Origin of the sequence: Methylophilus sp., from assembly GCF_052437885.1 — a bacterium.
GTDB lineage: Bacteria > Pseudomonadota > Gammaproteobacteria > Burkholderiales > Methylophilaceae > Methylophilus.
This window is the reverse complement of the sequence record NZ_JBQVPB010000006.1, coordinates 19806-35948: the sequence shown is the minus strand read 5'-3', so window position 1 is coordinate 35948 and position 16143 is coordinate 19806. Positions and strand designations below refer to the sequence as shown.

The window sequence follows — 16143 nt, the reverse complement described above, 5'->3', positions numbered from 1 at the left end:
CGTGAAAGCAGGCCCGCTTATCAGGGTTAACGACGGCAGATGGCAAAACTTTAAGAGTTTTTTCGGGAACACCCGGGAAAGGAAAAGACGATGATCAACAAACTGGATGCTGCGCTGAGTTTTCACCAGACGGCCCTGCGCGTGCGCAATCAGCGTCAGGAACTGCTTGCCTCAAATATCGCCAACGCCGATACCCCGCAATACAAGGCACGCGACATAGACTTTAAATCGACCATGCAGGCGGCATTGCAGCAGAGCACAGGCGGCAAGCCTGCGCAGCAGCAGCAGCCGGCCGGCCTGTTACAACAAACCAGTAGTGGCCATATGGGTGCGGCTGGTGGCAATGGCAACCTGGCTTCCAGCGACGTGCTGTTCCGCTCGGTGCTGCAGGGCTCGGTAGATGGCAACACGGTAGATATGGACGTAGAACGTAATGCCTATGTAGACAACGGCATCCGTTATGAAGCCAGCCTGACCATGATGTCTGGCCAGATCAAAAAGATGCTGTCGGCGATCACCGGCCAGTAAGTTAAAGGAGCAAGCATATGTCTTTATTCAATGTATTCAAGATTTCCGGCTCCGCCATGAGTGCGCAGTCGCTGCGCCTCAACACCGTCGCCAGTAACCTGGCCAACGCCGATAGCGTGGTCAGCTCGGACGGCAAGCCTTACCAGGCCAAACAAGTGGTGTTTAAAGCGGTGCAGGACGCAGCCAGCAACACCAGTACGGTACAGGTAGACCGTGTGATCGAAGACACCAAGCCCGGCAAGATGGTCTACGACCCAAAAAACCCGATGGCTAACAGTGATGGTTACCTCACCATGCCTAACGTGAATGTCACCGAAGAAATGGTGAATATGATCTCAGCATCCCGTGCCTACCAGAACAACGTGGAAACCATGAATGCTGCCAAGTCCATGCTGCTCAAAACACTCAATATCGGTCAATAACCTTATATAAGGATTTCTTAACATGACAACCGTCAACACAAACAACCAGGTATCGCAGGACATTCTCGATGCGGTCAACAAGAAAAGCAGCAGCAAGGGTAGCACTGTCGATGAAGCACAGGACCGCTTTATGACACTGCTGGTGACGCAGATGAAGAACCAGGACCCGCTCAACCCTATGGATAACGCGCAGGTGACCAGCCAGATGGCGCAACTGAACACGGTGACCGGCATCAACAAACTGAATGACACCATGAGCAGCCTGATCAGCAGTGTGCAACTCGGCCAGTCTTATCAGGCGACCAGCATGATAGGCCACAGCGTACTGGTTTCAGGCAATAGCCTGAGCCATAGCGACAAAGGCGGCTACTTTGGTGTGAATGTGCCTAACGGGGCAGATACGGTATCAGTGAATATTAAAGATGGCGCAGGCCAAGTGGTGCGTACCCTGAGCTTCGGCAAACAGGATGTAGGCGTGAACGCGCTGAGCTGGGATGGCAAGGCCACCGATGGCACTGTTGCCCCAAGTGGCGACTACACCTATGAGATCACCGCCAAGATCGGCGACGCTGCTACCACCGCCACCGCACTCAGCCTGGCGCAGGTACAAAGTGTGTCTAACAGCGCTAGCGGCATCAAACTGAATCTGAGTAACAACTCGGCAGTCGCGGTATCTGACGTCGTCGAAATCTTCTAATCGATATTTTAATTTTTATTTGCAGAATTCAGTCTTTCTCCAGGAGATCACATCATGAGTTTTCAACAAGGTCTAAGTGGTTTGAACGCAGCTTCCAAACAGCTGGAAGTCATAGGTAACAACGTATCCAACGCTAACACCGTCGGTTTTAAACAGTCACGCGCCGAGTTTTCAGATATGTTCGCCGCTTCGCTGATCGGCAGCGGTGCAGCACAGATCGGTATCGGTACCAAGCTGGCCAATGTGGCGCAGCAATTTACGCAAGGCAACATCACTGCGACCAATAACACCCTGGATATCGCCATCAACGGCGGCGGTTTCTTCCGTTTAAGCAACAACGGTGCGGTGTCTTATACCCGTAACGGCCAGTTCCAGTTGGATAAAAACGGTTTTATCCAGACCAGTGATGGCAACCGCCTGATGGGTAACCCTGCGGGCAGTATGAACGGTTCATCCCCGGTCGAACTGCAGATCGATACCAGCGACCTGAAACCAGTGACCACCACCGAGATCACCGGCCAATTCAACCTGAACTCCGAAAGCCCTGCCATCGATCAAACCGTGCGTCCTTTTGATCCGCAAGATCCGCAAAGCTATACCAATGCGACAGCCATTAAAGTCTATGATGACCTGGGCAATGCGCACAACATCCAAAGCTATTTCGTGAAAACTGCATCAAATAGCTGGCGTTTATACACCACGGCTGATGGCACCAACATCACCCCTACCCCTGTTCCGGTCATGAACTTCTCCGGCACCGGTGTATATGACACTGCGACCTCCACTGTTGGCAATATCACTTTCACGCCAACCACAGGCTCCGGCCCGGTCACTGTAGCTATGGATTATTCCGACAGCTCGCAATACGGTGCGACTTTCAGCGTTAACAAGCAAAGTCAGGATGGCTACACTTCCGGCCGTATCGCCAGCTTTAGCGTGGGCGATGACGGCGTCATTCTCGGCCGTTATACCAACAATGAGACCAAGCAACTGGGTCGTGTGGTGCTGGCCAACTTTGCCAACCCCAATGGATTGAAATCCCTGGGTGGTAACCAATGGCAAGCGACTAACGAATCTGGCGCCGAGTTGATAGGCGCCCCTGGCACTAGCACCATGGGCGTGTTGCAATCGTCTGCTCTGGAAGACTCTAACGTAGACCTGACTGGCGAGCTGGTGAACATGATCACCGCTCAACGTATTTACCAGGCCAACGCGCAAACCATCAAGACCCAGGATCAGGTATTACAGACCTTGGTCAACCTTAGATAAGTAATGCACTGACTTAACCCTGAATCTTAATATTGAATGACTGAGGAGCTGGTATGGATCGCCTGATTTACACTGCAATGACAGGGGCCAAACATATTCTGGAACAACAGGCCACGACTGCCCACAACCTGGCAAACGCGACCACCACCGGCTTTAAGGCACAGGTAGACAGTTTCAGGGCGGTGCCGGTACTCGGCGACGGCCTGCCTACACGCGCTTTTGTCGTTGATGCCACGGTAGGCACCGACTACAAATCCGGTGCTATCCAGCAGACCGGCCGCGAACTTGACGTTGCCATCACTGGCGAAGGCTGGATCGCGGTTCAGCGTGCCGATGGTTCCGAAGGCTATACCCGCAACGGTGCGTTGAAGATCAATGAGAACGGCCAGCTGCAGACTTCTACCGGCCTCAATGTGATGGGTGATGGCGGCCCGATCAGTATTCCGCCGGATTCAGCCATTGCCATAGGCAAAGACGGCACTATTTCAACCGTCAGCAATTTAACCACGCCTAGCCCAAGCACCATTATCGCCAGGATCAAGCTGACCAACCCGCCGCCAAACACGCTGAAACGCGCCGATGATGGCGTTTTCGTGACCAACACTGGTCAGGCAGCACCGGCTGACGCCAATGTCACGGTTGCCGGTGGCGCACTGGAAAGCAGCAATGTCAACGTAGTGGAAACCATGGTCAATATGATCAGCCTGGCACGCGGTTTTGAAATGCAAATGAAGATGCTTGAAAACGCGCAAAACAACGCCGGAAAAGCCGATCAACTCTTCAGTTTGAATGGCTAATGCCTGTATTACTATTTAGGTATGAAAAAGGGTGACCCCTCAAGGAGCAAACAATGATACGTTCATTATGGATTTCAAAAACCGGTCTGGATGCGCAACAAACGCAAATGGACGTGATCTCACATAACCTGGCCAACGTCAGCACCAGTGGCTTCAAGAAATCACGCGCTGTATTTGAAGACCTGCTCTATCAGAACATCCGCCAGCCGGGTTCGCAGTCCTCACAGCAGACCCAGTTACCCAGCGGCCTGCAACTGGGTACAGGCGTCAAGCCGGTGGCGACAGAGCGTATCTTCACCCAGGGTAACCTGCAACAGACTGATAACAGCAAAGACGTGGCGATCCAGGGCAATGGCTTCTTCCAGATTTTGATGCCGGATGGCAGCACTGCCTATACGCGCGATGGCTCTTTCCAGATGGATAGCCAGGGCCAGCTGGTGACTTCCAGCGGCTTCCCGGTGCAACCGTCCATCACTATCCCTGCCAACGCGCAAACACTGTCTATAGGCCGTGATGGCGTGGTGTCTATCACCACTGCCGATTCAACGGCATCGACACAGATAGGCCAGATACAGCTGGCGACTTTTATCAACCCGACCGGCTTGCAATCCAAAGGTGAGAACCTGTATGTAGAGACCACCGCTTCGGGCAACCCTAACACCAACACCCCTGGCTCTAACGGCGCAGGCTTGTTGCAACAGAACTACCTGGAAACATCCAACGTGAATGTTGTCGAAGAACTGGTGAGCATGATCCAGACCCAGCGTGCCTACGAGATCAACAGCAAGGCCATTACAACCTCTGACCAGATGCTGCAAAAACTGTCACAGATGTAATCTTTGCTTGCAGGCTATTATTCTTTTGAAGATGGGCACCATGATACATAGATCGATTATCAGCGTATTGTTTGTTCTGGCACTCACCCAGTTGCTGGGCGGGTGTGCAGTCACGCCTTCTACCATAGTGCAAAAACCGGAAACACCACGCACCACGCTGGCACGTCCTGACGCACGCACCGAAGGCGCCATTTTCAATACCGCTGGTTATCGCCCCTTGTTTGAAGACCGCAGACCACGTTATGTCGGCGATATCCTGACCGTACGCATCACCGAAAACACCACCGCCAACAAGGCTTCTGACAACGGCCAGAGCAAGGATGGTTCAGTCGGCGCTTCCATCACCGGCCTGTTTGGTCATAACGTACCTAAATCCGCCTTTAATGCCACCTCCGGCCTGTCGTTCAAAGACAAAGCCAGTGCCGATGCCAGCAATAACTTCAGTGGTTCTGTCACCGCGACCGTGGTCGACGTCTTACCTAACGGTTACCTGGTCATCAGTGGCGAAAAACAGATCGGCTTTGATAAAGCCACCGAGTATGTCAGGTTCTCCGGCGTGGTCAACCCTGACACCATCACCCTCGGCAACGAAGTACTTTCTACCAAAGTGGCAGATACGCGTGTCGAGTATAGATCCGCCAGCAAAATGGATGCTGCCGAGGCCTTCTCTATCTTCGCCCGCTTTTTTCTTAGCATGATCCCGTTATAGGAGAGTTGAACATGCCAAGCCTGTTTAACACATTCACCCGTACTGCCAACCGCTTGCTCAGCCTGCTGCTGGCAACCAGCCTGGTATTGGCCGCGCCTCTGGCACACGCAGAACGTATCAAGGACATCAGCAATATCCAGGGCGTACGCGCCAACCAGCTGATCGGTTATGGTCTGGTCGTCGGCCTCGATGGCACTGGCGACATGACCACACAAACACCATTTACCGTGCAAAGTATCATCAGCATGATGAACCAGATGGGCATCACCTTGCCGCCTGGTACCAACCTGCAATTGAAAAACGTGGCTGCCGTGATGGTGACCAGTTCCCTGCCCGCTTTCGCCCAGCCAGGCCAGACCCTGGATGTGACGGTTTCGTCCATGGGTAACGCCAAGAGCCTGCGTGGTGGTACCTTGCTGATGACACCACTGAAAGGTGCAGACGGACAGATTTATGCCATGGGCCAGGGCAACCTGGTGGTTGGTGGCGTGGGTGCTGCAGCCAATGGCAGCTCGGCACAGATCAATCACCTGAGCGTGGGCCGTATTTCAGATGGTGCGACCGTTGAACGTGCCCTGCCTAACACCCTGCTCAACCAGGACCTGGTAAAACTCGAATTGAAAGAAAGTGACTTTTCCACTGCCAATAATGTAGTGGAAGCCATCAACAAGAAATTCGGTCCCATGACTGCACAGGCTGAAAGCGGCCGCGTGATCCAGGTGCGCCCACCGGAAACCATGAGCCGCGTCTCATTTCTGGCCAACCTGGAAACCATCAACGTGGCCCTGGCAGCAACACCTGCCAAGATCATCATGAATGCACGTACTGGTTCGGTGGTGATGAACAAGGCGGTGACGCTGGATAGCTGCGCAGTTTCACATGGCAACCTGTCTGTGGTAGTCAATACCTCACCAGTGATCAGCCAGCCTGGCCCATTCTCGAATGGCCAGACAGTATCGACAGCCATTTCCGAGATCAATATCAACAAGGAACCTGGCAAAGTACTCAAGTTGAACAATGGTGCCAACCTGGCAGATGTTGTCAAAGCGTTGAACTCGATAGGTACCACGCCACAAGACTTGCTGGCCATTCTGCAGGCGATGAAAGCCGCGGGTGCACTCAACGCCGAGCTAGAGGTCATCTAAACGAGATCGCCATGCAACCACGTGTCGATCCCAACAGCCTGGCCATTGATGGCAGCGCGCTAAACGGCCTCAAGAACGCCAAGAGCGATTCTCCTGAAGCCATACGTGCCGTCGCGCGCCAGTTTGAAGGCGTGCTGATGAACATGATGCTGAAAAGCATGCGTGACACCGTGCCGCAGGATGGCATCACCGATAACGAACAAAGCAAGATGTTCATGGGCATGCTGGACCAGCAGCTGACTACACAACTCAGCCAGAAAGGCATGGGCCTGACCGAAGTACTGGTCAGGCAATTGAGCAAGTTCAGCCCCAAACCGGCTGAAGAGGCTGACAAGACCAAGACCCAATTGCATGAAACTAAAAACAACCTGGTGAATGGCCTGTCTTCGAGCAACCCTTCTTCAGGCAAAGCCGTCTTGATACAGGCCGCACAGAAGATACGCGAAGCCTACCAGCAATGGGACGCCACTACAGCAGACACCGGCAAAACAGATGACGACACCGCCTGGGCGCGTGGCATACAGGAATTGCCTCCATTGATAGAAGACGCACAGCAAAACGTGCAGAACCTGGTGGTGCCACAAGCACCATTGGTCAACGCCATGCGTGAAGTCGCCAACAAGACCCAGCAATTCATACAACGTATGTTGCCGCATGCGCAGGCTGCCAGCAGTGGTTCCGGCATCCCGGCTAAATTCATGGTAGGCCAGGCAGCACTCGAAAGCGGCTGGGGTAAACACGAGATCAAGACCAGCAACGGTGCCAATAGCCACAACCTGTTTGGTATCAAGGCCGATGCCAGCTGGAAAGGCAAGGTCGCCAATAGTGTCACCACTGAGTACGTCAATGGCGTTAAGGAAACCAGGGTGGAGAAATTCCGTGCCTATGACAGTTACAGCGAAGCCTTTAAAGATTATGCCAAACTGATCTCGCAGAATCCGCGCTATGAACAAGCCATGAACAATACCCACGATGCCAGTGCCTATGCCCATGCGCTGCAACGTGCAGGCTACGCCACTGACCCGCAATACGGCAAAAAACTGACCCAGGTGATCAAGAATCTGCAAAGTTAGTATAAAGGAAACACGCAATAATTGATCGAGCGAGATGAAGTGCAAGGCGCACGCAACGCAGGAGCCGAGACAACTAACGAAGTGTTGCGGTGCAGGCTAACTCGCGTAGCGATGTTAAGCGTAGCGGCCGTAACCACAGTATGAGTATACGGCGAGGCTACGAGTAGCGCGCAACGCAGCAATTCGCTCGCGCAGACATTTATTGCTTGTTTCCTAAAGAATTTGAAAAAACTGCCGTTAGGCTAACTAATTGTAACTTTACATTCGTGTCGACCGTTCTGCAGGACCTAGACACATGAGGGCTTTCACGTATGTCCAACATATTAAATATCGGCAAAAGTGCTTTAAACGCAGCCCAGATCGGGATCTCCACCACCGGGCACAACATCGCTAACGCGTCCACCCCGGGTTATACGCGGCAGGTGATCGTGCAGGCGGCGTCACAAGCGCAGAACTTTGGTTACGGCTTTGTCGGCCAGGGCACGGACATTACCGGCATCAACCGCGTCTATAACGACACGCTGGCCAAACAAGTACTGAATACCACCTCTACCAGCAGTGCCAGCAGCGCTTATTACAACAGCATCAACGAGATCAACAACTTACTTTCCGACTCTAATGCCGGTTTAAGCCCGGTCATGACCAAGTTCTTCAGTGCGGTCAGTGCGGCAGCAGCCAACCCGACTGATGTCGCCACGCGGCAAACGGTGCTGTCATCGGCAAACTCGCTGCTGAATCGTTTTTCAGCCGTCAACAACCGCCTCGATGATATCCGCCAAAGCCTGAATACACAGGTCACAGCCAGCGTGAATACCATCAACAGCTATGCTACCCAGATCTCGCAACTGAACCTGGTGATAGACAAGGCGATGAGTACCACCGGCAACCCGCCTAACGATCTGATGGACCAGCGTGACCTGTTGTTGACCAAGCTCAGTGAGCAGGTCAAAACAACGGTGGTCAAGCAGAGCAATGGCAACTACGATGTGTTCATAGGCAACGGCATGCCGCTGGTGGTCGGTGACGATACCTATCCGCTGTATGCGCAATCCAGCTATACCTCGCCCAACCGGCTTGAGATCGCTTATGGCGATAAAAACACACCCAAGATCATAGACAGCTCTACCCTGGCTGGCGGTGCACTGGGCGGTATCCTGGCATTCAGGAATGAGACGCTGGATACGGTACAGAACCAGATCGGCCAACTGGCGATCACGCTGGCGACACAGTTTAACGAGATGCAGCAAAATGGTTACGACCTGAACGGCAATGCCGGGGTGGCCATGTTCAACATCCCGCAACCGCAAACGACCAGCAGTACCAATAACGTAGATAAATCCAAGCTGGCCACCGCGACTTTTGTGCCTGGGCAGTCGCAGCAGCTGACCAGTAGCGACTACACGCTGAAATACACCGGTGGTCAGTACAATATCATCCGCAATAGCGATAAAGTGGTGACCAGTAGCGCGACCTTGCCTGTGACTGTCGATGGCATTGAATTCAATGTCAATACAACGACACCGGTTGAAGGTGACGAGTACATGATACGCCCGACCCAGGGTGCGGCGAGCAAGATCACACTGGCATTTGACGATGTTGAAAAACTGGCACTGGCCGAACGCGTAGATGCCAATGGCAACGTGGTCGCCTTTAAAGGTGCCGGTGACAATACCAACGGTTTGCGCCTGGCCAAACTGCAGGATGCCGCCAGCGTGCGTTTGCTGGGCAGCAATGCCAATCGCTCCTATGCGCAGGCGTTTGCCCTGATGGTCAGCGCAGTCGGCACCAAAACCAACGAGATGATGGTCACCAGCAAGGCAGATGCTTCTGCGCTTGAAGGGGCTACCAGCGCCATGCAGTCTGAATCCGGCGTCAATATTGATGAAGAAGCCGCCAACCTGCTGCGCTACCAGCAAGCCTACCAGGCCGCTGGCAAAATGATGCAAATCGCCAGCCAGTTGTTTGATGTGCTGTTGCAGCTTGGCCAGTAATATTCTGAAGGATAATGAATCATGAGAATCAGCACCAATACCATATACCAGACCGGCACCAATCGCCTGATGGATCTGCAGAACGACCTCAGCAAACTCAACGAGCAGATCTCTTCGGGCAAGAAAGTGCGTAGTCCGGCAGATGACCCGGTCGCCGCCGCGCGTATTCTCGAACTGACCAATTCGCAGAACCTGAATAGCACCTATGCTGCCACGCGCAATGTGGCTAAAACAACACTGGAAACCTACGAAACCAATATGACCAGTATCACCAACGTGATCCTGGACGCGCAAGCTTCTTTAGTCGCAGCCGGCAATGGCGCCTATAGCGACGAGCAACGCCAGAATATCGCCAGTGAACTGCAAGGCCGCCTGGATAGCCTGATCGGCCTGGCGAATACCAAGGATGCACAGGGCAATTATATGTATTCCGGCCACAAGACCGACACAGTGCCATTCGTGCTGAATACAGTGACAGGTGACATGGATTTTCAGGGCGACACCGCCAAACGCGCGCTGCAAGTGGATGTACAGCGCCAGATGCCTGTCACCTACAGTGGTAGCGAGTTATTTCAGGCCAACGGCAACGACCTGTTTGCCAACTTGAAAGATATGATAGGTCTGTTAAAAACACCTATTACCGATGCCACCACGCAAAAAACTTTCAGTGACGGGCTGGCAGATACCATCACCAAAGTCCAGGGAGTGCTCGACCAGGTATTGAATGTACGTGCAGACCTGGGCAGCAAACTGAATGAGATCGACACCCTGGATGTGACGGGCAGCGACATGGACCTGCAATACACCGCTTCCATCTCAAAACTGCAAGACCTGGATTACACCGAGGCACTGTCAGACTTATCCAAGAGAAGTACCATTCTGGAAGCCGCGCAAAAGTCATATGTACAGACCTCGCAGCTCTCCCTGTTCGCCTTCATTTAATAGCCAGTCACACTTAGACCCAATAAAAAAGACCCTTGCGGGTCTTTTTTACTTGCTGCTTGTTACCTGACTTAAACGTTTCTGGATTTCCTGGCTACCAGACCGGCAACCATGATCAAGCCGCCAAACATCATGCCATAAGTACTTGGTTCTGGTACTAATGCAACACTGACGTTATCCAGTAATGCACCTATGTTATCACCACCACCATTTTGAAATGAGAGTGCTGTATTAGTCGCTGATGCAAAGGAAACGGTTTGAGAAAACTGCTGGAACGCGTCAGTACTTGCCAAGGTATATTGCCATGACTGGCCACCAAAGTTCACGGTCACAAGATTTGAATCGCCTCTTTGACTGCCGGCCAGATCAAACTTGATCACATAAGTGCCCGCTGCGAAAATAGCATTGGTAGACAATAGGCCAGGACTAGAGTTAGAGCCGTCTAAATCAATGTATTTACCGTAGCTGGGGAAAAAATCATAAGGAGTATCCCCTATGATATCCACTGTACCACCGGTGACATTCCAACCACCAAAACTACTGGCGGATGGTATTGCTGCGCTGTAAGACTCAAAATCATCAGAAAAAACGACTGCTGCTGAAGCTGAACCAATGCCAATGGCATTGATAGAGGCAGCCAAAATCAAGCTTGAAAGAACTTTCATCACATCTCCCCGAAAAAGTGCTTCATAGTGAAGTACCAGCGTTGGTATTGAAAACGCATCGCTGGCGAATCTGACAGGTGCCCCATTCTAAACTGAGCGATTGCCGAAACGGACTAATGCCTGGCAGATTAAGCATATTGACATACATTATATCTATTTGCTAGTACCCGAATTGACTAGTCGCGGCATCGCCATGCAGGCAGGTCACAAGCTTGAGCAATGACGCCACTCAGGCGGGTAAAATCCTGCTGAAACAATAGCTTGGGTGGTCGTAAGAAAGTGTGGGTTTTACAGGGGCGGCAGCAATGTCAGCGTATCACTTGCAGCATCAGTTGCTGCGCATCTATCAGCCAGCGGTTCACCGGGCTGACCAGTGACGGCAGTGTGAGCAAGGTCATCACCAGACCGACAGAGATCGTGATCGGGAAACCGATACCAAAGATATTGAACTGCGGCGCGGCTTTGGTCAGTATGCCCAGTGCCATGTTGGTGATCAGCAAGCTGGCCACCACCGGCAATGACAATAACAGGCCTTGTGAAAAGATATGCCCGCCTAGTTCGGCGATCACCTGGCTATTCAGTTGCCAGTGCTCAAGCAGGATGGGCATGGTTTCAAAACTCTGCAACATCACTGCCACCACTATCAGATGCCCGTCCAGGCTCATGAATACCATCAGCGTCAACATGGTCAGAAACTGCGCCACCGCCATGGTCTGCCCTTCGGATTGCGGATCATAAAAGCTGGCAAAACCCAGCCCCATGCTCATGCCCATCATAAAACCTGCCATCTCGACGGCAGTGAACATCAGCCGCATGACAAAACCCATGCTGATGCCTATCAGCATCTGTGCCAGCAATGACATCAGGCCCTGCCAGGACATGACGTCTATGGCCGGCACTTTTATAGAAGGCAGGATAGCCAGCGTGATCACGAAACCTATGCCCAGCTTCATGCGGTTGGGGATAGAAGGATGGCTGAACAGCGGCACCACTGCGATACAGGCCAGGATGCGGGTCAAAGGCCATAGCAGCTGCACTATCCATTGTTGCAGGTCAGAAGCATGGACGGTCAGCATGATGTGATTCGGGGGCGGCTAAAAACGCGGTACTTAAAGCAATGAAAGGCTTAATTGACCAGTTGCGGGATCATGCTGAATACATGGTGCATATAATCCACCAATGTCATCAGCATCCAGTGGCCAGCCAGCAATAGCATGGCCATCACACCCACCAGCTTGGGAATAAACGACAGGGTCTGTTCGTTGATCTGGGTCGCCGCCTGGAAAATGCTGACCACCAGACCTATCGCTAGCGCGGTGCCGAGAATAGGTGCTGCCACCATCAGTGTGGTCTGCATGGCTTCACTGCCTATGGTTAATACTTGTTCAGGACTCATGGTTACTCCTTTGATCTCAATCGATGACCGCGCTATACCGCGTCATTACATGACAAAACTTTGGGCCAGTGACCCCAGGATCAGCTGCCAGCCGTCTACCAGCACAAACAGCATCAGTTTAAAAGGCAGGGACACGATCGCCGGCGAAACCATCATCATACCCATGGCCATCAGGATACTGGCCACCACCATGTCTATGATCAGAAAAGGGATATAGATGGCAAAGCCGATCTGGAAAGCGGTCTTCAATTCACTGGTCATGAACGCAGGCACCAGGATGCGCAACGGCACTTCTTCCGGCGTGTTGATGGCCTGGGTATGCGCCATATTGGCAAACATGGCCAGGTCGTTCTCGCGGGTCTGCTTGAGCATAAAGCCTTTGAGCGGCAAAGCGCCTCTATCCAGCGCCTCCTGCATGGTGATCTTGCTCTCGGACAAGGGCTGGTAGGCATCGACATAAATCTTGTCGAACACCGGGCCCATGACGAAAAAAGTAATGAACAGGGCCAGCCCGATCAGCACCTGGTTAGACGGTGCAGACTGTGTGCCCAGCGCCTGGCGCAGTAAAGACAGCACGATCACAATGCGGGTGAAGCCTGTCATCATCAGGATCGCGGCCGGAATAAAGGTCAGCGAAGTGAGCAGGATCAGGGTTTGCAGGCTGAGTGTGTAATCCTGGCCGCCGCCCGCCGCTGGCGTGACTGAACCTATGGATAAGCCTTCTGCTGCCCAGGAATGTGCCGGCCACAGCCAGACCAGGCCCAGCAGCAAGGGGAATAAAATGAATTTCAATACAGAGATTACACGCATGATCAGCACACCCGGAGTTAAGTCATGCCGCCATTACCTGGCATGATTCAAAAGATGCAGACAGTGTACGCCGGCCTAAGCTATTTCAAAGGCTGGAACTAAGCGACTCAAGGCTTGTTTTTGAAGGATTTGACCGTGTGTTGCATGGCCTGTTGCAGGCGCACGGCAAATGAAGCCTGCGCATCGACCGGCGAACCGGCTGCCGCATGCGCTTGATTTTGCGCGACCGGCTCGTTGGACAAAGGCGTGACTTCGCCAAGTGCGGTCATTTGCCCTTGGCCTACGCCAACCACCAGCCAGCGCCCGGCTACTTCCAGCACGACTACCCGCTCGCGTGGCCCGAGCTGGACACCGCCCACCTGCTTGATCACGCCTGAGTGAGACAACCCCTGCCCTGGCAAGACCCGCCTTAATACCCAGGCGATGGCGGCGATCACCAGCAAGACGACGACAGTGCCAAAGACCATGCGACCCAGGCTATCGCTGGCAGAAGGGGCTGCTGTCGCTGCTTGCACCGCTTCAGCCGAAAAAACGGCTGCCGGCCATAAACCGAGTGCAGCGTATGCTAATGACTTGTAATGCTTCATGTTTTGCAAGATCAACGGTTCAGTTTACGGATACGTTCGGCCGGGGTGATGATATCGGTCAGGCGGATACCAAACTTGTCATTCACCACCACCACCTCACCCTGTGCGATTAGGCAACCATTGACCAGTACATCCATAGGTTCGCCGGCCATGCCATCCAGCTCAACCACCGAGCCTTGTGCCAGTTGCAGCAGGTTCTTGATCGAGATCTTGGTGCGACCGAGCTCTACCGTCAGCTGTACCGGGATATCCAGGATGAAATCAATATCATTCTGCGTGCCTTCCAGTTTATTGTTGGCACTGAATTCGTTAAACACGGCAGTCTTGCTGGTCTGCTCCTGCAGCGCTGAAGACTCGGCCTGCGTCTGCTCAGCCAGTGCCGCACCCCAGTCATCTTCGGCGATGGTTTGCACATCACCGCTATCAGACACACCCATCGCAGCCATCGCCGCTTCCATTTCATCATCAGCACTGTTACCAGTGGCGGGATCCATAGCCATTATGACTCTCCTTGCAATTGCTCTTGACTACCGTCAGCGCGAATTAATTTTTCAACCTTGAGGGCGTATTGCCCGTTAAATACCCCATAACGGCATTCCATCACCGGGATATTGTCTATCTGTCCTTCAATGGTGTCACTGATATTGATAGGTATCACATCGCCTGCTTTCAGTTCCAGTAAATCTGCCACCGTCATCCGGCGCGTCGCCAGGTTGGCGACTATCTCTACTTCTGCCGCCTGTATCTGTTGTGTCATCATTTTGACCCAACGCTTGTCACCACCCAGGTTTTCGCCCTGCAATGGTGAAGTCAGCAGATCCTTGATCGGTTCGACCATGGAATACGGCACGCAGAAATGCATTTCGCCGCTATTCGGCCCCAGCTCGATATTAAAAGTGATCGCCACCACCACTTCGTTAGGCGTCGCAATATTGGCGAACTGGGTATTCATTTCCGAGCGCAGGTATTCAAACTGCACCGGGTAGACCGGTGCCCAGGCTTTGGCATAAGAATCAAACATCAGGGTCAGGATACGCTGAATGATGCGCTGCTCGGTCTGGGTAAAATCGCGGCCCTCTACCCGGGTATGAAAGCGGCCATCGCCACCAAACATATTGTCGACCACCAGAAACACCAGTGTTGGGTCCAGCACCATGACGCCGGTACCACGCAACGGACTCATGTGGATCAGGTTTAAATTGGTGGGCACCACCAGGTTACGGATAAAATCGGTGTACTTGATGATCCTGACCGGGCCTACCGACACCTCAACCGTGCGGCGCAAAAAGTTGAACAACTCAACGCGCAACAGACGGGCGAAGCGTTCATTGATGATCTCCAGCGTCGCCATGCGGCCACGCACGATGCGTTCCTGCGTCGCCAGGTTGTAGTTACGTACACTGGCCTCGTCTTTATCCGACGCGTCACTATCGTCATCGCCCTCAACACCTTTGAGGAGCGCGTCAATTTCATCCTGTGATAGAAACTTGTCAGCTGACATGGTTACTCGCTATAAAACTGGGCTTAAACTGCTCATTAAAAACAATGGCTTACTTACTGGATCACAAAAGAAGTAAACAATACCTGCGTCACCTTGAGTGGCTTGCCACTGGCGGTTAACGGTTTTTTCAATTCTGCCAGCAGCTCCGCGCTTAATTGCGTTTTGCCTTCTGGTGTTGAAATATCGGTGGCCTTCTTGCTGGTCAGCAATAACAGTACGCGGTTACGTAATACCGGCATCTGCGTTTTGAATTTCTCGGCCAGCTCGGCACCTTTTACTTCTACGGTCAGGTCCAGCTGCAAAAACTTGTCATCAGGGTCAGGCAACAGATTCACGGTAAATGTTTCAAATGGCACATAAGTCAACGCGGTTTTAGGGTCGGCATGGCCTTCAGCCTCGGCTTCTTCTTCATGCTCGCCGCCATCTGCTTCGGCTTCTTCACCCTCGTGGGCAGGTTTAGCTTTGGCGTGATGGGCATCTTCCTTTTTCTGCATCAAAAAGAATGCAGCACCGCCACCTACAGCGGCCAATGCCAGTACCACTGCCAGAATGACGATTAATTTCTTTTTGGACTTGGGGGCTGCTACTGCAGCTTCCGCCTTAGCGGGTTCTTGAGCCATTGCACAAAACCTTTCATGTGTACTTCAAAATAGCGTGAGAGTTTGTGACATTATGCCCATGGCCGGGCGGGAGGGATCGCTGAATAAAAGGCAGAAATCGGTGCTTAATCAGACTTTGTGCAGCGCCAGCCCTCAGACTGGCGCGCCTGTCTGAT

General features: G+C 52.8%; 19 protein-coding genes. 11 read left to right on the top strand and 8 right to left on the bottom strand.

What is annotated here, in order from left to right; all coding sequences use genetic code 11:
• Positions 1 to 90: 90 nt before the first annotated feature.
• The 11 genes from flgB to flgL all read left to right on the top strand — a co-directional run bounded on the left by flgB (position 91) and on the right by flgL (position 10409).
• Positions 91 to 528, top strand: a complete 438-nt coding sequence (flgB, locus tag ACT6RZ_RS07960) for a flagellar basal body rod protein FlgB (protein WP_444701588.1) — start codon at positions 91 to 93, stop codon at positions 526 to 528.
• Between the two features lie 17 nt (positions 529 to 545).
• Positions 546 to 950 carry a flagellar basal body rod protein FlgC gene (flgC, locus tag ACT6RZ_RS07955; protein ID WP_442586184.1) on the top strand — a complete coding sequence of 135 codons (405 nt, stop codon included), beginning with the start codon at positions 546 to 548 and terminating at the stop codon, positions 948 to 950.
• Between the two features lie 22 nt (positions 951 to 972).
• Entirely contained in the window at positions 973 to 1647 is a 675-nt protein-coding gene (locus ACT6RZ_RS07950; RefSeq protein WP_444701587.1) for a flagellar hook assembly protein FlgD, read from the top strand.
• A gap of 54 nt (positions 1648 to 1701) precedes the next feature.
• Positions 1702 to 2916: a flagellar hook protein FlgE gene (gene flgE / locus ACT6RZ_RS07945; protein ID WP_444701586.1), complete on the top strand. Its 1215-nt coding sequence runs from the start codon at positions 1702 to 1704 to the stop codon at positions 2914 to 2916.
• Positions 2917 to 2969: 53 nt separating this feature from the next.
• Positions 2970 to 3713, top strand: coding sequence for a flagellar basal-body rod protein FlgF (gene flgF, locus ACT6RZ_RS07940; protein ID WP_444701585.1), 744 nt, complete (start codon positions 2970 to 2972; stop codon positions 3711 to 3713).
• A gap of 53 nt (positions 3714 to 3766) precedes the next feature.
• Positions 3767 to 4549: a flagellar basal-body rod protein FlgG gene (flgG, locus tag ACT6RZ_RS07935; protein ID WP_444701584.1), complete on the top strand. Its 783-nt coding sequence runs from the start codon at positions 3767 to 3769 to the stop codon at positions 4547 to 4549.
• A gap of 40 nt (positions 4550 to 4589) precedes the next feature.
• Entirely contained in the window at positions 4590 to 5258 is a 669-nt protein-coding gene (locus ACT6RZ_RS07930; protein WP_444701583.1) for a flagellar basal body L-ring protein FlgH, read from the top strand.
• Between the two features lie 11 nt (positions 5259 to 5269).
• A complete protein-coding gene (locus tag ACT6RZ_RS07925) occupies positions 5270 to 6403 on the top strand; it encodes a flagellar basal body P-ring protein FlgI (protein WP_444701582.1) in 1134 nt (377 codons plus the stop codon).
• A gap of 11 nt (positions 6404 to 6414) precedes the next feature.
• Complete coding sequence (gene flgJ / locus ACT6RZ_RS07920) at positions 6415 to 7476, top strand: flagellar assembly peptidoglycan hydrolase FlgJ (protein WP_444701581.1); 1062 nt, start codon at positions 6415 to 6417, stop codon at positions 7474 to 7476.
• Between the two features lie 311 nt (positions 7477 to 7787).
• Positions 7788 to 9467, top strand: a complete 1680-nt coding sequence (gene flgK / locus ACT6RZ_RS07915; RefSeq protein ID WP_444701580.1) for a flagellar hook-associated protein FlgK — start codon at positions 7788 to 7790, stop codon at positions 9465 to 9467.
• Positions 9468 to 9488: 21 nt separating this feature from the next.
• Positions 9489 to 10409, top strand: a complete 921-nt coding sequence (gene flgL, locus ACT6RZ_RS07910; protein WP_444701579.1) for a flagellar hook-associated protein FlgL — start codon at positions 9489 to 9491, stop codon at positions 10407 to 10409.
• A gap of 71 nt (positions 10410 to 10480) precedes the next feature.
• Here flgL and ACT6RZ_RS07905 read toward each other — a convergent pair whose 3' ends face one another.
• The 8 genes from ACT6RZ_RS07905 to ACT6RZ_RS07870 all read right to left on the bottom strand — a co-directional run bounded on the left by ACT6RZ_RS07905 (position 10481) and on the right by ACT6RZ_RS07870 (position 15988).
• Positions 10481 to 11074, bottom strand: a complete 594-nt coding sequence (locus ACT6RZ_RS07905; RefSeq protein WP_444701578.1) for a PEP-CTERM sorting domain-containing protein — start codon at positions 11072 to 11074, stop codon at positions 10481 to 10483.
• 308 nt (positions 11075 to 11382) lie between these two features.
• Positions 11383 to 12150, bottom strand: a complete 768-nt coding sequence (fliR, locus tag ACT6RZ_RS07900) for a flagellar biosynthetic protein FliR (protein WP_444701577.1) — start codon at positions 12148 to 12150, stop codon at positions 11383 to 11385.
• 50 nt (positions 12151 to 12200) lie between these two features.
• Positions 12201 to 12470, bottom strand: coding sequence for a flagellar biosynthesis protein FliQ (gene fliQ / locus ACT6RZ_RS07895; RefSeq protein WP_444701576.1), 270 nt, complete (start codon positions 12468 to 12470; stop codon positions 12201 to 12203).
• A gap of 45 nt (positions 12471 to 12515) precedes the next feature.
• Positions 12516 to 13280, bottom strand: a complete 765-nt coding sequence (fliP, locus tag ACT6RZ_RS07890) for a flagellar type III secretion system pore protein FliP (RefSeq protein WP_444701575.1) — start codon at positions 13278 to 13280, stop codon at positions 12516 to 12518.
• A gap of 107 nt (positions 13281 to 13387) precedes the next feature.
• Positions 13388 to 13867, bottom strand: a complete 480-nt coding sequence (fliO, locus tag ACT6RZ_RS07885; RefSeq protein WP_444701574.1) for a flagellar biosynthetic protein FliO — start codon at positions 13865 to 13867, stop codon at positions 13388 to 13390.
• 11 nt (positions 13868 to 13878) lie between these two features.
• Positions 13879 to 14367, bottom strand: coding sequence for a flagellar motor switch protein FliN (gene fliN / locus ACT6RZ_RS07880; RefSeq protein WP_444701573.1), 489 nt, complete (start codon positions 14365 to 14367; stop codon positions 13879 to 13881).
• Positions 14367 to 15368: a flagellar motor switch protein FliM gene (fliM, locus tag ACT6RZ_RS07875; RefSeq protein WP_444701572.1), complete on the bottom strand. Its 1002-nt coding sequence runs from the start codon at positions 15366 to 15368 to the stop codon at positions 14367 to 14369. Before fliM ends, fliN begins: the two co-directional genes overlap by 1 nt.
• Before the next feature lie 53 nt (positions 15369 to 15421).
• Positions 15422 to 15988, bottom strand: coding sequence for a flagellar basal body-associated FliL family protein (locus tag ACT6RZ_RS07870; protein ID WP_444701571.1), 567 nt, complete (start codon positions 15986 to 15988; stop codon positions 15422 to 15424).
• Positions 15989 to 16143: the final 155 nt, after the last annotated feature.

What these genes read in the sequence shown, in the direction of transcription:
- flgB (WP_444701588.1), top strand. Translation starts at nt 91, where the DNA reads ATGATCAACAAACTGGATGCTGCGCTGAGTTTTCACCAGACGGCCCTG.
- flgC (WP_442586184.1), top strand. Translation starts at nt 546, where the DNA reads ATGTCTTTATTCAATGTATTCAAGATTTCCGGCTCCGCCATGAGTGCG.
- ACT6RZ_RS07950 (WP_444701587.1), top strand. Translation starts at nt 973, where the DNA reads ATGACAACCGTCAACACAAACAACCAGGTATCGCAGGACATTCTCGAT.
- flgE (WP_444701586.1), top strand. Translation starts at nt 1,702, where the DNA reads ATGAGTTTTCAACAAGGTCTAAGTGGTTTGAACGCAGCTTCCAAACAG.
- flgF (WP_444701585.1), top strand. Translation starts at nt 2,970, where the DNA reads ATGGATCGCCTGATTTACACTGCAATGACAGGGGCCAAACATATTCTG.
- flgG (WP_444701584.1), top strand. Translation starts at nt 3,767, where the DNA reads ATGATACGTTCATTATGGATTTCAAAAACCGGTCTGGATGCGCAACAA.
- ACT6RZ_RS07930 (WP_444701583.1), top strand. Translation starts at nt 4,590, where the DNA reads ATGATACATAGATCGATTATCAGCGTATTGTTTGTTCTGGCACTCACC.
- ACT6RZ_RS07925 (WP_444701582.1), top strand. Translation starts at nt 5,270, where the DNA reads ATGCCAAGCCTGTTTAACACATTCACCCGTACTGCCAACCGCTTGCTC.
- flgJ (WP_444701581.1), top strand. Translation starts at nt 6,415, where the DNA reads ATGCAACCACGTGTCGATCCCAACAGCCTGGCCATTGATGGCAGCGCG.
- flgK (WP_444701580.1), top strand. Translation starts at nt 7,788, where the DNA reads ATGTCCAACATATTAAATATCGGCAAAAGTGCTTTAAACGCAGCCCAG.
- flgL (WP_444701579.1), top strand. Translation starts at nt 9,489, where the DNA reads ATGAGAATCAGCACCAATACCATATACCAGACCGGCACCAATCGCCTG.
- ACT6RZ_RS07905 (WP_444701578.1), bottom strand. Translation starts at nt 11,074, where the DNA reads ATGAAAGTTCTTTCAAGCTTGATTTTGGCTGCCTCTATCAATGCCATT.
- fliR (WP_444701577.1), bottom strand. Translation starts at nt 12,150, where the DNA reads ATGCTGACCGTCCATGCTTCTGACCTGCAACAATGGATAGTGCAGCTG.
- fliQ (WP_444701576.1), bottom strand. Translation starts at nt 12,470, where the DNA reads ATGAGTCCTGAACAAGTATTAACCATAGGCAGTGAAGCCATGCAGACC.
- fliP (WP_444701575.1), bottom strand. Translation starts at nt 13,280, where the DNA reads ATGCGTGTAATCTCTGTATTGAAATTCATTTTATTCCCCTTGCTGCTG.
- fliO (WP_444701574.1), bottom strand. Translation starts at nt 13,867, where the DNA reads ATGAAGCATTACAAGTCATTAGCATACGCTGCACTCGGTTTATGGCCG.
- fliN (WP_444701573.1), bottom strand. Translation starts at nt 14,367, where the DNA reads ATGGCTATGGATCCCGCCACTGGTAACAGTGCTGATGATGAAATGGAA.
- fliM (WP_444701572.1), bottom strand. Translation starts at nt 15,368, where the DNA reads ATGTCAGCTGACAAGTTTCTATCACAGGATGAAATTGACGCGCTCCTC.
- ACT6RZ_RS07870 (WP_444701571.1), bottom strand. Translation starts at nt 15,988, where the DNA reads ATGGCTCAAGAACCCGCTAAGGCGGAAGCTGCAGTAGCAGCCCCCAAG.